This is a genomic window from Streptomyces sp. WAC04114 (assembly GCF_019733245.1).
In the GTDB taxonomy this organism is placed as follows: domain Bacteria; phylum Actinomycetota; class Actinomycetes; order Streptomycetales; family Streptomycetaceae; genus Streptomyces; species Streptomyces massasporeus_A.
In genome coordinates, this window is record NZ_JAIGQA010000216.1 from 1 (window position 1) to 12798 (window position 12798).

General features: G+C 70.8%; 6 protein-coding genes and 1 pseudogene. 3 read left to right on the forward strand and 4 right to left on the reverse strand.

What is annotated here, in order from left to right; all coding sequences use genetic code 11:
* Positions 1 to 379: 379 nt before the first annotated feature.
* The 3 genes from K4G64_RS34710 to K4G64_RS34720 all read left to right on the forward strand — a co-directional run bounded on the left by K4G64_RS34710 (position 380) and on the right by K4G64_RS34720 (position 7029).
* On the forward strand, positions 380 to 883 hold the full coding sequence (locus K4G64_RS34710) for a hypothetical protein (RefSeq protein ID WP_221759880.1): 504 nt from the start codon (positions 380 to 382) through the stop codon (positions 881 to 883).
* A gap of 69 nt (positions 884 to 952) precedes the next feature.
* A complete protein-coding gene (locus K4G64_RS34715; protein ID WP_221759881.1) occupies positions 953 to 1618 on the forward strand; it encodes an HAD family hydrolase in 666 nt (221 codons plus the stop codon).
* Between the two features lie 458 nt (positions 1619 to 2076).
* Entirely contained in the window at positions 2077 to 7029 is a 4953-nt protein-coding gene (locus K4G64_RS34720; RefSeq protein ID WP_221759882.1) for an NAD-glutamate dehydrogenase, read from the forward strand.
* A 63-nt stretch (positions 7030 to 7092) separates the two neighbouring features.
* On the opposite strand, the gene K4G64_RS34725 is transcribed toward K4G64_RS34720, so the two are convergent.
* The 4 genes and pseudogenes from K4G64_RS34725 to K4G64_RS34740 all read right to left on the reverse strand — a co-directional run.
* A complete protein-coding gene (locus K4G64_RS34725; protein WP_221759883.1) occupies positions 7093 to 8739 on the reverse strand; it encodes a glycosyltransferase family 2 protein in 1647 nt (548 codons plus the stop codon).
* Positions 8736 to 10931, reverse strand: a complete 2196-nt coding sequence (locus K4G64_RS34730) for a CDP-glycerol glycerophosphotransferase family protein (protein WP_221759884.1) — start codon at positions 10929 to 10931, stop codon at positions 8736 to 8738. Before K4G64_RS34730 ends, K4G64_RS34725 begins: the two co-directional genes overlap by 4 nt.
* A 138-nt stretch (positions 10932 to 11069) precedes the next feature.
* On the reverse strand, positions 11070 to 11900 hold the full coding sequence (locus K4G64_RS34735; RefSeq protein ID WP_221759885.1) for an ABC transporter ATP-binding protein: 831 nt from the start codon (positions 11898 to 11900) through the stop codon (positions 11070 to 11072).
* Positions 11893 to 12789: pseudogene (locus tag K4G64_RS34740) on the reverse strand (ABC transporter permease); the annotation flags it as partial. The gene K4G64_RS34735 and the pseudogene K4G64_RS34740, both read right to left, overlap by 8 nt.
* Between the last annotated feature and the right edge of the window lie 9 nt (positions 12790 to 12798).

Genomic DNA, 12798 nt, shown 5'->3' on the forward strand with positions numbered 1-12798 from the left:
GGACGTCGGGGAGTAGGGGGTCGGGCGGTGGTGGGTCCTGGTCATGACCTTGTGCATGGGGGTCCCCGTTTTCGTGGGCCCGGTGGATACCGGGGAGTAACTTCGGCTTGGTGATCTTGTACGGGGCCGACGGGGGCTGCGGCAAGGAAGCGGGATCCGGGTCGCGGGCGCCGGAATGTTCACCTATCCGGATGGTGCAGGGGGTGGGGAGCCCGCGGCTGCGGGAGCGTGCCGGGTGAATTCCGGGCGCGGAGTGGACGCGTCCGGCGTCCCGGGGCGGGACTCGAAAGGGGACGCCCCGCACGTATCCTGAAGGCCGTCCGGAGCTCCCGGGCCCCACCGGCCACCATCACGACCACGACCACGAAAGCGGCCCGCCATGCGTGTCTACGTGCCCCTGACCCTCCCCGGTCTCGCCGAGGCGTACAAGACGGGTGAGCTGGGAGCCGGAGCGTTCGTCGCCTACGCCGTGACGCCCGGGCTGCGCGAGTGGTACGCCTCCGACGACATCGAGGAGCTGGAGTACGCGGCGCTCGGTCGGGCCGCGCTGGCCTCGCTGCGCCTGCTGGCGGCCGATCCCGGGGCCCCGCGACGCCGGACCGTGATCGCCGTCGACGTGCCCGACCGGGCCGCGAGCGCGGATCACGACCCGGCGGAACCGGGGGAGGTGCGGGTCGCCGGACCGGTGCCGTTGGGCAAGGCCGCGTCCGTGCACGTCGACGCGGCGGACGCGCAGGCCGGGGTGACGGCGGCCGCCGAGGCACTGCCGGCGGCGGACCGCGGGGACGACGACGCGCAGTCCGTCGTGGACGGCGCCGAGGACCACGAGCTGCTGTGGTTCGCCACGCAGGAGATCGAGAACCTGGTGGGCCAGGGAGGCTGAACCGGCCGCGGGGGGCGCGTTGAGGTGCCGTTCTCTTGATTGTCAGTGCGGGCGGGTACGTTTTTGGGCATGGGGATGAAGACGGGCGCGCACATCGTCTGGGACTGGAACGGGACGCTGTTCCACGACATCGACGCGATCATCGGGGCGACGAACGCGGCCTTCGCAGAGCTGGGGCTGGAGCCGCTGACGCTGGAGAAGTACCGGGAGCTGTACTGCGTACCGGTGCCGAAGTTCTACGAGCGACTGATGGGGCGGCTGCCGACCGAGGCCGAGTGGGAGGCCATGGACGACATCTTCCACCGGTACTACGCCGAGCACCGCACGACGTGCGGGCTGACGGTGGGGGCCGTGGAGCTGCTGGCCGCATGGCGCTCGGCGGGGCGCAGCCAGTCGATCCTGAGCATGTATGTGCACGAGGAGCTTGTTCCGCTGGTGCGCGGGTTCGGCATCGAGCCCCACTTCATACGGGTGGACGGGCGGACCGGGCCGTCGGGGGGCAGCAAGGCCGAGCACATGGTGCGGCACCTGGCGTCGCTGAGCGGCGTGGCGCCGGAGCGGACCGTGGTGATCGGGGACGCGGCGGACGACGCGGTGGCCGCACTGCACGTGGGGGCCCGGGCCGTGCTGTACACCGGCGGGTCGCACAGTCGGGTGAGTCTGGAAAGCGTCGGCGTTCCTGTCGTGGACACGCTTGAGGAAGCGGTCGCCGAGGCGGAGCGGCTCGCGGCCTGACGGGCGCACCTGACCGGATCCGGTAGCGACACTGTGCAGAACGTCAAACTTCCAGGGCTGGTTTTGTACACATACGGCTCATGACGGAGCCCCTGTGAGGAGCGATAGCCTTGGTGGCGTGATCAGCGCGATAGTTCGCGGGGACGTCGTCGTCCCTGCCCTGCGCCCGGAGAGCACGGACGACATCCGTGACCGGGCGGCGGTCGCTGGTCTTCGCGGGCGGGACATGACATCGAAGGCTCCCGGGACCCCGAGCATCACCTGGTTTCGGGCGTCGCAGAGAGCAGCGTCACACCGGTGGAGCATCTCAAGATTGGCTCAGACACCCCCGCTCATCTCACCTTGCGGCATAGCGTCGGTACAGACCGGATACCCCGTGTCACGACGTGAGGTCGTAAGCGCAGAGGCCGTACTTCCTTCTACGTCACGCAACGGCGCGCGACAGGAGCCAGAGGACAATGCAGACCAAGCTGGACGAAGCCAAGGCCGAGTTGCTCGAGAGGGCCGCCCGGGTAGCTGAGAACAGCCCGGTCGGGGGGCACCTACCGACCGGGTCGACGGGCGAGGAGACCCCAGACGCCCAGAAGGCCCCGGACCGCGAGACCCTCCTCACGTTCCTCCAGCGCTACTACCTGCACACGGCCCCGGAGGACCTCACCGACCGCGACCCGGTCGATGTCTTCGGAGCTGCCGTATCGCACTACCGGCTGGCCGAGAACCGCCCCCAGGGCACGGCGAACGTGCGGGTGCACACCCCCACGGTCGAAGAGAACGGGTGGACCTGCAGCCACTCCGTGGTCGAGGTCGTCACCGACGACATGCCCTTCCTCGTCGACTCCGTCACCAATGAGCTGACGCGCCAGGGGCGCGGGATCCACGTCGTCATCCACCCCCAGTTCGTGGTGCGGCGCGATGTCACCGGCAAGCTCGTCGAGGTCCTGTCGACCCCGCCCACCGGCGACCTTCCGCACGACGCGCACGTCGAGTCCTGGATCCACGTCGAGATCGACCGCGAGACCGACCGGGCCGATCTGAAGCAGATCACCGCCGATCTGCTGCGCGTGCTGTCCGACGCCCGCGAGGCCGTCGAGGACTGGGGCAAGATGCGGGACGCGGCGATCCGGCTGGCGGAGGGGCTGCCGGACGAGCCCATCCCGGACGATCTGCCCGGACCCCAGGTCGAGGAGGCCCGCGAGCTGCTGCGCTGGCTGGCCGACGACCACTTCACCTTCCTCGGCTACCGCGAGTACCAGCTGCGCGAGGACGACTCCCTGGCCGCCGTCCCCGGCACCGGGCTCGGCATACTGCGCGCGGATCCGCACCACGCCACCGAGGAGAGCCACCCGGTCAGCCCGTCCTTCGAGCGGCTGCCCGCCGACGCCCGGGCCAAGGCGCGCGAGCACAAGCTGCTCGTGCTGACCAAGGCGAACAGCCGGGCGACCGTGCACCGGCCGTCGTACCTGGACTACATCGGCGTCAAGAAGTTCGACGCCGACGGCAACGTCATCGGCGAGCGCCGGTTCCTCGGGCTGTTCTCCTCCGCCGCCTACACCGAGTCCGTGCGCCGGGTCCCGGTCATCCGGCGCAAGGTCGAGGAGGTCCTGGAGAAGGCGGGATTCTCACCCAACAGCCACGACGGCCGCGACCTGACGCAGATCCTCGAGACGTACCCGCGCGACGAGCTCTTCCAGACCCCGGCCGACGAGCTGCGGGCCATCGTCACCTCCGTGCTCTACCTCCAGGAGCGCAGGCGCCTCAGGCTCTACCTGCGCCAGGACGAGTACGGGCGCTACTACTCCGCCCTCGTCTACCTCCCGCGCGACCGCTACACCACGGCCGTCCGCCTGCGGATCATCGAGATCCTCAAGGAGGAACTGGGCGGCATCAGCGTCGACTTCACGGCCTGGAACACGGAGTCGATCCTGTCCCGGCTGCACTTCGTGGTCCGGGTCCCGCAGGGCACCGAACTGCCGGAGCTGTCCGACTCCGACAAGGAGCGCATCGAGGCCCGGCTGGTGGAGGCCGCCCGCTCCTGGGAGGACGCCTTCGCCGAGGCGCTCAACGCCGAGCTCGGCGAGGAGCACGCGGCCGAGGCCATGCGCCGGTACGCGCACGCCTTCCCCGAGGGGTACAAGGCCGACCACAACCCGCGCGCCGCGGTCGCCGACCTCGTCCACCTCGAGCAGCTGAACAGCGAGGCGGACAAGGATTTCGCGCTCAGCCTCTACGAGCCGGTGGGCGCCGCCCCCGAGGAGCGCCGCTTCAAGATCTACCGCACGGGCGACGCGATCTCCCTCTCCGCCGTCCTGCCGGTCCTCAACCGGCTCGGTGTCGAGGTCGTCGACGAGCGGCCCTACGAGCTGCGCTGCTCGGACCGCAGCGTGGCCTGGATCTACGACTTCGGTCTGCGCATGCCCCGCGCCAACGGCGGCGGGGACTACTTCGGCGACGACGCCCGCGAGCGCTTCCAGGACGCCTTCTCCGCCACCTGGACCGGCAAGGCGGAGAACGACGGCTTCAACGCCCTCGTGCTGAGCGCCGGGCTGACCTGGCGCCAGGCAGTGGTCCTGCGGGCGTACGCCAAGTACCTGCGCCAGGCCGGGTCGACGTTCAGCCAGGACTACATGGAGGACACCCTCCGCAACAACGTCCACACCACCCGCCTGCTCGTCTCCCTGTTCGAGGCGCGGATGTCGCCCGACCGGCAGCGCGCGGGGCACGAGATCGTGGACGCGCTGCTGGAGGAGGTCGACGCGGCCCTCGACCAGGTGGCCTCGCTCGACGAGGACCGGATCCTCAGGTCCTTCCTGACGGTCATCAAGGCGACGCTGCGGACCAACTTCTTCCAGGAGGCCGCGGGCGGCAAGCCGCACGACTACGTCTCCATGAAGTTCGACCCGCAGGCCATCCCCGACCTGCCGGCACCCCGCCCGGCGTTCGAGATCTGGGTGTACTCGCCGCGCGTCGAGGGCGTGCACCTGCGCTTCGGCAAGGTCGCGCGCGGTGGCCTGCGCTGGTCCGACCGGCGTGAGGACTTCCGCACCGAGATCCTCGGCCTGGTCAAGGCGCAGATGGTCAAGAACACCGTCATCGTGCCGGTCGGCGCCAAGGGCGGCTTCGTCGCCAAGCAGCTGCCCGACCCGAGCGTGGACCGCGACGCGTGGATGGCCGAGGGCGTCGCCAGCTACAAGACGTTCATCTCGGCACTGCTCGACATCACCGACAACATGGTCGCCGGCGAGGTCGTGCCCCCGGCTGACGTCGTCCGGCACGACGAGGACGACACCTACCTCGTCGTCGCCGCCGACAAGGGCACCGCGACCTTCTCCGACATCGCCAACGGGGTCGCCGAGAACTACAACTTCTGGCTCGGTGACGCCTTCGCCTCCGGCGGTTCCGCCGGCTACGACCACAAGGGCATGGGCATCACCGCCCGCGGCGCCTGGGAGTCCGTCAAGCGGCACTTCCGCGACATGGGCGTCGACACGCAGACCGAGGACTTCACGGTCGTCGGCATCGGCGACATGTCCGGTGACGTGTTCGGCAACGGCATGCTGCTCTCCGAGCACATCCGCCTGGTGGCCGCCTTCGACCACCGGCACATCTTCATCGACCCGAACCCGGACGCCGCCACCTCCTACGCCGAGCGCCGCCGCCTGTTCGAGCTGCCCCGCTCCAGCTGGGAGGACTACGACAAGGACCTGCTGTCGGCCGGCGGCGGCGTCTTCCCGCGCACGGCCAAGGCGATCCCGGTCAACGCGCACATCCGCGAGGCCCTCGGCATCGAGGCCAAGGTCACCAAGCTGACCCCGGCCGACCTGATGAAGGCGATCCTGCGCGCGCCGGTGGACCTGCTGTGGAACGGCGGCATCGGCACGTACGTCAAGGCCTCCACCGAGTCCAACGCGGACGTCGGCGACAAGGCCAACGACGCCATCCGCGTCGACGGCGCGGACCTGCGCGTCGCCGTCGTCGGCGAGGGCGGCAACCTCGGCCTGACCCAGCTCGGCCGGATCGAGTTCGCGCTGCACGGCGGCCGGATCAACACCGACGCCATCGACAACAGCGCCGGCGTGGACACCTCCGACCACGAGGTGAACATCAAGATCCTGCTCAACGGCCTGGTCAGGGACGGCGACATGACCGTCAAGCAGCGCAACAAGCTGCTCGCCGAGATGACCGACGAGGTCGGCCGCCTGGTGCTGCGCAACAACTACGCGCAGAACACGGCGATCGCCAACGCCCTCGCCCAGTCCGGCGCCATGCTCCACGCCCAGCAGCGCTTCATGAAGCACCTGGTCAGGGAGGGGCATCTCGACCGGTCGCTGGAGTTCCTGCCCACCGACCGGCAGATCCGCGAGCGGCTCGCCCAGGGGCAGGGCCTGACCGGCCCGGAGACGGCCGTGCTGCTGGCGTACACGAAGATCACGGTCGCCGAGGAGCTGCTGCACACCTCGCTGCCGGACGACCCGTACCTGAGCACCCTGCTGCACGCCTACTTCCCGACCGAGCTGCGCGAGCAGTTCCCCGAGCACCTCGTCTGCCACCCGCTGCGCCGTGAGATCACCACGACCGTGCTGGTCAACGACACGGTGAACACGGGCGGTACGACGTATCTGCACCGGCTGCGCGAGGAGACCGGCGCGTCGCTGGAGGAGATCGTGCGGGCGCAGACCGCGGCCCGGGCGATCTTCCGCCAGTCCCCGGTGTGGGACGGGGTCGAGGCACTCGACAACAAGGTCGAGGCCGAGGTCCAGACCCGCATCCGGCTGCACGCCCGCCGCCTGGTGGAGCGCGGCACGCGCTGGTTGCTCAACAACCGTCCGCAGCCGCTGCAGCTGGCCGAGACCGTCGACTTCTTCGCCGACCGCGTCGAGCAGGTCTGGTCGCAGCTGCCCAAGCTGCTGCGCGGCGCCGACCTGGAGTGGTACGGGAAGATCTACGACGAACTGACGGGTGTCGGCGTCCCGGACGAACTCGCCACTCGGGTGGCGGGCTTCTCCTCGGCCTTCCCGACGCTCGACATCGTCTCGATCGCCGACCGCATGGACCGGGAACCGCTGGACGTCGCCGAGGTCTACTACGACCTCGCCGACCGGCTGCGCATCACCCAGCTCATGGACCGCATCTCCGAGCTGCCCCGCGCGGACCGCTGGCAGTCCATGGCCCGTGCGGCGATCCGCGAGGACCTGTACGCGGCGCACGCGGCGGTCACCGCCGACGTCCTGGCCGTGGGCAACGGCACCTCGACGCCCGAGCAGCGCTACAAGGCGTGGGAGCAGAAGAACGCGGCGATCCTCGGCCGTGCCCGCGCCACGCTGGAGGAGATCCAAAGCTCCGAGTCGTTCGACCTCGCCAACCTGTCGGTGGCGATGCGCACGATGAGGACGCTGCTGCGCACGCATTCGTAGCGGCGGGACGTACGGCGTGACAGGCGCCCCGGGCCGGAATCGGCCCGGGGCGCCTGTTCTGAGCTACTTGAGCACGCTCGCCACCAGCCGCACGGCTCTCTTCACCCTCGGGCGGGCCAGCCTGCGGGCCGTAGGGCGGATCAGCTTCGCCGTCACCCCCACCGGTTCCCAGCGGACCTGGAGGCGGCCCGGGGCGTGGCCCTCCGGTTCCACCGTCAGGTGGTGGGAGGGGACGCGGGTCGTCAGGGTCGGGAAGGTCAGGGGCGCCAGGAGCAGACCCGTGTGGGAGAGGCCCTGGTGCTGGAGGCGCAGCAGTGGGTGGCGGATTCCCGCGAAGCCCTGGAGGGGGAGCGAGGCCGCCCCGAGGTCCAGATGGGCGTGGCCCTCGAAGAGGCCGGGGCGCACGGGCGAGAGCCGGAAGTGGACGCGCAGGCGGCGGCCGCCCGGGGCGATGAGGAGCGTCGCCCGTTGCGGGCCCACGGGGAGGCGCAGCGCCGGGTCGTAGGTGCGGATCGCGAGGTCGATCGAGGCGCCCGGGCCCCGGGTGATCTCCGTGATCTCGTGGCGGAACTGGGCACTCGGGAAGGGGCGGGTCTCCAACTCCAGGTCGGAGACGTCCAGTTCCCGGCGAGCCCACTCCGACTCGGGGACTCGGTCCCCCCAGTAGCTGCGGCCGGCCGCGTCGGCGGTCACGCGCCTCGGGCCCACTCCGTGGCCGAGGCCCCGGGCGGCCAGGCGGGCCTCCGGCAGCCGGCGGTCGCGGATCAGCTGGACGACGACGCGTTCGGCGCGCGGGAGACGCGCGAACGCACCCGGCGTGAGCGTGTCGAGATAGGGGTTGACGATCTCCGCGAACGACGTCAGCCAGGCGTCGTCCCGGTAGGGCAGGTCACCGGCGTACATCCGGAAGTCGTGCTTGAGGAACTTGTGGTCCTTGTCCTCGCGCAGCGACTCGTGCCCGCTCTCGGCCAGGAACGCGTCGATGAGGTGCTGGACGTGGACGCGGTCCCGGACGTTGGCCAGTTTGTGCCGCTGGTTGGATATCGAGGCCGTCTCGGAGGCCGCGAAGGGCGCCACGTACCAGCGGTAGACCGGTTCCGGGATGATCGTGAAGGTCTTGGCCAGGCAGTACGCCTGCGCCGAGAACAGCTGGTCCTCGTAGTGGATGCCCTCGGGGAAGCGCAGGTCGTGCCGGTCGAGGAAGGCGCGGGCGTACATCTTGCTGGTGGACAGGTGCTCGAAGAGCAGCCGCGGGTCGGCCTCGATGCCGTCGAGGGTGCGGCGCTCGGCGACCAGGTGCGGCATCCACGTCGAACGGCGGCCGTTGTCCACGCGGACCCGTTGCACCGCGCCCATCGCGAAGTCGATCTCGCGTTCGCGGTGCGCGGCGAGCAGCAGTTCCACGGCGTTGTCGGGGAGCTCGTCGTCGCTGTCGAGGAACATCAGGAACGGCGCCCGCGCGATCTGCAGGGCGCGGTTGCGCGGGGCGCTGCAGCCGCCGCTGTTCCGCTCCAGGCGCAGATGGCGGATGCGGGGGTCCTGGGCCACGAGCCGCTGTGCCACGGCCGGGGTCGCGTCCGTGGAATGGTCGTCGCTGATGACGATCTCGAGGTTGGCGTGGGTCTGGCGGCGGACCGATTCGACCGCGCGGGTGAGCCGTTCGGCGTCGTTGTAGACGATGACCGTCACGGTGACGTCGGGGGTGCTCATGCGGTCGCCTCCTGTGGGGTCGGGGCCGGAGTGCGTTCCTCGAGCGGCAGCACGGGCGGCAGGTCCCGTCCGTCCTGGCCGAGGAAGACCCGGCGGACGACGCGTTCGGCGGCGCGTCCGTCGTCGTACTCGCAGAACCGGCGCCGGAAGACGGCCCGGGTCTTCGTCGCGCCCTCGTCGCGCCAGGCCTCGGTGGTGAGGATCTCCGTCAGCTCCTGCTGGGTGCGGGCGACCGGGCCCGGGGCCTGGTCCATCAGGTCGAAGTACACGCCGCGCGTCGTGCGGTACGTCTCCCAGTCGTCGGCGTGGATCACGATCGGCCGGTCGAGGTTGGCGTAGTCGAACATGATCGAGGAGTAGTCCGTGACCAGGACGTCCGCCGCCAGGCAGAGTTCCTCGACCGGGTCGTAGGAGGAGACGTCGATGATCCGGCCGGTGCGGCGCAGGTTCGTCAGCGGGGAGGCGGCGCCGCCGTAGAAGTAGTGGCCGCGCACGAGCAGGACCGTGTCGTCGCCCAGGCGGTCGGCGAGGGTGGCGAGGTCCAGGCGCGGGGTCCAGCCGGCCTCGTAGTCGCGGTGGGTGGGCGCGTAGAGGACGGCGCGGCGGCCCGGGGCGATGCCGAGGCGGTCGCGGACGGCGCGGATGACGTCGGCGCCGGCCGTGTAGTAGACGTCGTTGCGCGGATAGCCGTGGTCCAGCGAGACGTAGCGCGACGGGTACGCGCGCTCCCACATGCGGGTGGTGTGGCTGTTGGCGGAGACGCTGAAGTCCCACCTGTCGATGCGCTCCAGCAGCGCCTGGAAGTCCAGGCCCTGCGCGGCGGCCGGGAACGCCATCTGGTCGATGCCCATGCGCTTCAGGGGCGTGCCGTGGTGGGTCTGGACGTGGATCGCGTCCGGGCGTTTGACCACCGCGTTCGGGAAGTTGACGTTGTTGACGAGGTACCTGGCGCTCGCCAGCACCTCCCAGTAGCGGCGGCTGCCGGGCACGACGTGGTCGGTGCCGGGCGGCAGGAGGGCCGCGTTCTCCTCGGTGACCACCCACACCGCGTGGATCTGCGGGGCCAGTTCGGCGAGCTTGGCGGCGATCGCGGCGGGGTTGCAGGCGACGCCTCGGTTCCAGTACGCGGAGAACACCGCGAGGTGGGGGTTCACCGGGCGGCCGAGCGCCCTGCGGTACTGGTGGTCGCGGAGCTTGGCGCCGGCCTGGCGCTTGCGGGTCCGCAGGGCCGACTTGGCGGTGCGGCGGGTGCGGTTGACGGCCTGGAAGGCGCGGTACTTCGCGTAGGCGCCCTCCTCCAGCAGGGAGCGGCGGATGCCTTCGAGGCCGGCCGGACGGCGGTGGTTCTCGGGGCGGCGGCGCAGGGCCGCCAGGGACGCCCGGCGGAAGAACTCCCGCGCGACCTCCTCCGGCATGCCGCCCCGCGCGAAGGTGCGCAGACAGTCGCGGACCATGAGGTCGTAGAGCACGGTGTACGCGGCCCGCCGGTCGCGGGTGAGGTCGAGGAGCGACTCGTAGCGCTCGACGAGGCCGTAGCGCTGCTCGGGCGTGACCGGGGGCAGGCTCGCGGGGCGCAGCCGGCGGTCCTCGTAGGCGACGTGCGGCAGGCAGGCGACGCGGTCGGCGAGCAGCAGGGCGGCCCGGGCGGCGTACGGCTCGTCGTCGGCGCTGAGCCGCGACTCGTGCGCCCGCCAGAAGTCCGCGCGCAGGACACGGGTGCCGAGCAGCGGGGTCAGCCGCAGCAGCGGGGCGCAGTCGTCGAGGACGACGTCGGCGCGGCCCGCCCGGGCGAGGACCGGGCCGTCCGGGGAGGGCATGCCGGAGGTGTGCCAGGTGCTGCGGACGTGGTCCAGGACGAGGACGTCGACCTCGCCGGGGAGTTCGGCGACCCGTTCGGCGACCGTGCGCGGGGTGCCGGCGGGCAGGCCGTCCTTGGCGTGGACGAAGTGCAGCCAGCGGCCGGAGGCCCGGGCCGCGCCGGCCGCACGGGCCGCCGCGTCGCCCGTGCCGTCGGGCAGCGGCACGACCTGGACGTCGGGGGCGTGCCGCTCGGCCGTCTCTCGGGCCCAGTCGCCGACCGCCGCCACGATCACCTCGGCGTCCGGGAGGGTGTGGGCGGCGAGGGAGTCGAGGAGTTCCGTCAGATGGTCCTGAACGTTCGGCCCGTGGACGACGACACTGAGCTCGGCCATCACGGGGACCCCCTCTCACAGCTGCACCGTATGCGGTCATGCTGCCATCAATGAGACAAAAGGGCCGACCGGGTGGGCCTCACGAGGGAACGGCGGCTTCCGGGAGGGAACGGCGGCTTCACGAGGGGGCGGCTGCCTTCACGAGGGGACGGCGGCCTTCGGCTTGGGCTTTGGCTTCGGCGCCTTGTCCCCCGTGAACGCCTCGTACTCCTTGAGGACGTCCTCCGTCGGCCCGTCCATCCGCAGCTCGCCGCGCTCCAGCCACAGCACCCGGTCGCAGGTGTCGCGGATCGACTTGTTGTTGTGGCTGACCAGGAACACCGTGCCCGCGTGCTTGCGCAGCTCGCGGATGCGCTCCTCGGAGCGCTTCTGGAAGGAGCGGTCGCCGGTGGCCAGCGCCTCGTCGATCAGCAGGACGTCGTGGTCCTTGGCGGCGGCGATGGAGAACCGCAGGCGGGCCGCCATGCCGGAGGAGTACGTCCGCATCGGCAGGGTGATGAAGTCGCCCTTCTCGTTGATGCCCGAGAAGTCGACGATCTCCTGGTAGCGGTCCCTGATCTGCTCGCGCGACATGCCCATGGCCAGGCCACCGAGGTGCACGTTGCGCTCGCCGGTCAGGTCGTTCATCAGGGCGGCGTTGACGCCGAGCAGGGAGGGCTGGCCGTCGGTGTAGATATGGCCGTTCTCCACGGGAAGGAGCCCGGCGACGGCCTTCAGCAGGGTCGACTTGCCGGAGCCGTTGGTGCCGATCAGGCCGATCGCCTCGCCCCGGTAGGCGACGAAGGACACGTTCCTCACCGCGTGCACCCGGCGCACGCCCGACGCCTTCTCGGTCTGCTTGCGGCGCACGATGCGGTTGAGGGCGGCGGTCGCGGAGCCGCGTCCGGCGCCGGTGCCGTTGACGCGGTAGACGATGTCGACGCCGTCGGCGACGACGGTGGGGATCTTCTCGTTCGGGTGCTCAGCCACGGCCGTACGTCTCCTCAGCCTTCCAGAAGTAGATGAAGCCGCCGACGCCGGCGACCAGCGCCCAGCCGACGGCGATCGCCCACACGTGGGCGGGGAGCTGACCTGCGTGGAAGCTGTCGATCAGGGCGAAGCGCATCAGGTCGATGTAGATGGCGGCGGGATTGGCCTCCAGCGCCACCTTGACGGCGTACGGCAGGTGATCGTTCCGGGCCAGCTTGTCGAGGCTCCACATGACGCCCGAGACGTACATCCAGGTACGCAGGACGAACGGCATCAGCTGGGCGATGTCCGGGGTCTTGGCGCCCCACCTGGCCATGACCATCGAGACGCCGGCGTTGAAGGTGAACTGCAGCGCCAGGGCCGGGAGCGCCAGCAGCCAGGAGACGGAGACCGGCACGCCGAAGCAGAGCAGGATGACGACCAGCGCGCCCATCGAGAACAGCAGCTGCTGGAGCTGCTGGAGGCAGAAGGAGATCGGCAGCGCGGCGCGCGGGAAGTGCAGGGCGCGCACCAGGCCGAGGTTTCCGGAGATGGCGCGGGTGCCCGCCATGATCGAGCTCTGCGTGAACGTCCAGATGAACACGCCCGTGACCAGGAATGGGACGTAGTCCGGCACGCCGTGCTTGGTGCCGAGCAGCACGCCGAAGATGAAGTAGTAGACCGCCGCGTTCAGCAGCGGGGTCATCACCTGCCAGACCTGGCCGAGCTTCGCCTGGCTGTACTGGGCGGTGAGCTTGGCGGTGGCGAACGCGGTGATGAAGTGGCGGCGGGCCCACAACTGGCGGACGTACTCGGGCAGCGAGGGCCGGGCGCCGCTGACCGAGAGGCCGTGGCGGGCGGCGAGGGCCGTGAGGTCATCGACCGGGGCCGGGGCCGGGGCCGGTCGATGACCTCACGG

Bases quoted from the DNA above. Each gene is read 5' to 3' on its own strand.
- K4G64_RS34720 (WP_221759882.1), top strand. From the start codon at position 2,077: ATGCAGACCAAGCTGGACGAAGCCAAGGCCGAGTTGCTCGAGAGGGCC.
- K4G64_RS34730 (WP_221759884.1), bottom strand. From the start codon at position 10,931: ATGGCCGAGCTCAGTGTCGTCGTCCACGGGCCGAACGTTCAGGACCAT.
- K4G64_RS34725 (WP_221759883.1), bottom strand. From the start codon at position 8,739: ATGAGCACCCCCGACGTCACCGTGACGGTCATCGTCTACAACGACGCC.
- K4G64_RS34710 (WP_221759880.1), top strand. From the start codon at position 380: ATGCGTGTCTACGTGCCCCTGACCCTCCCCGGTCTCGCCGAGGCGTAC.
- K4G64_RS34715 (WP_221759881.1), top strand. From the start codon at position 953: ATGGGGATGAAGACGGGCGCGCACATCGTCTGGGACTGGAACGGGACG.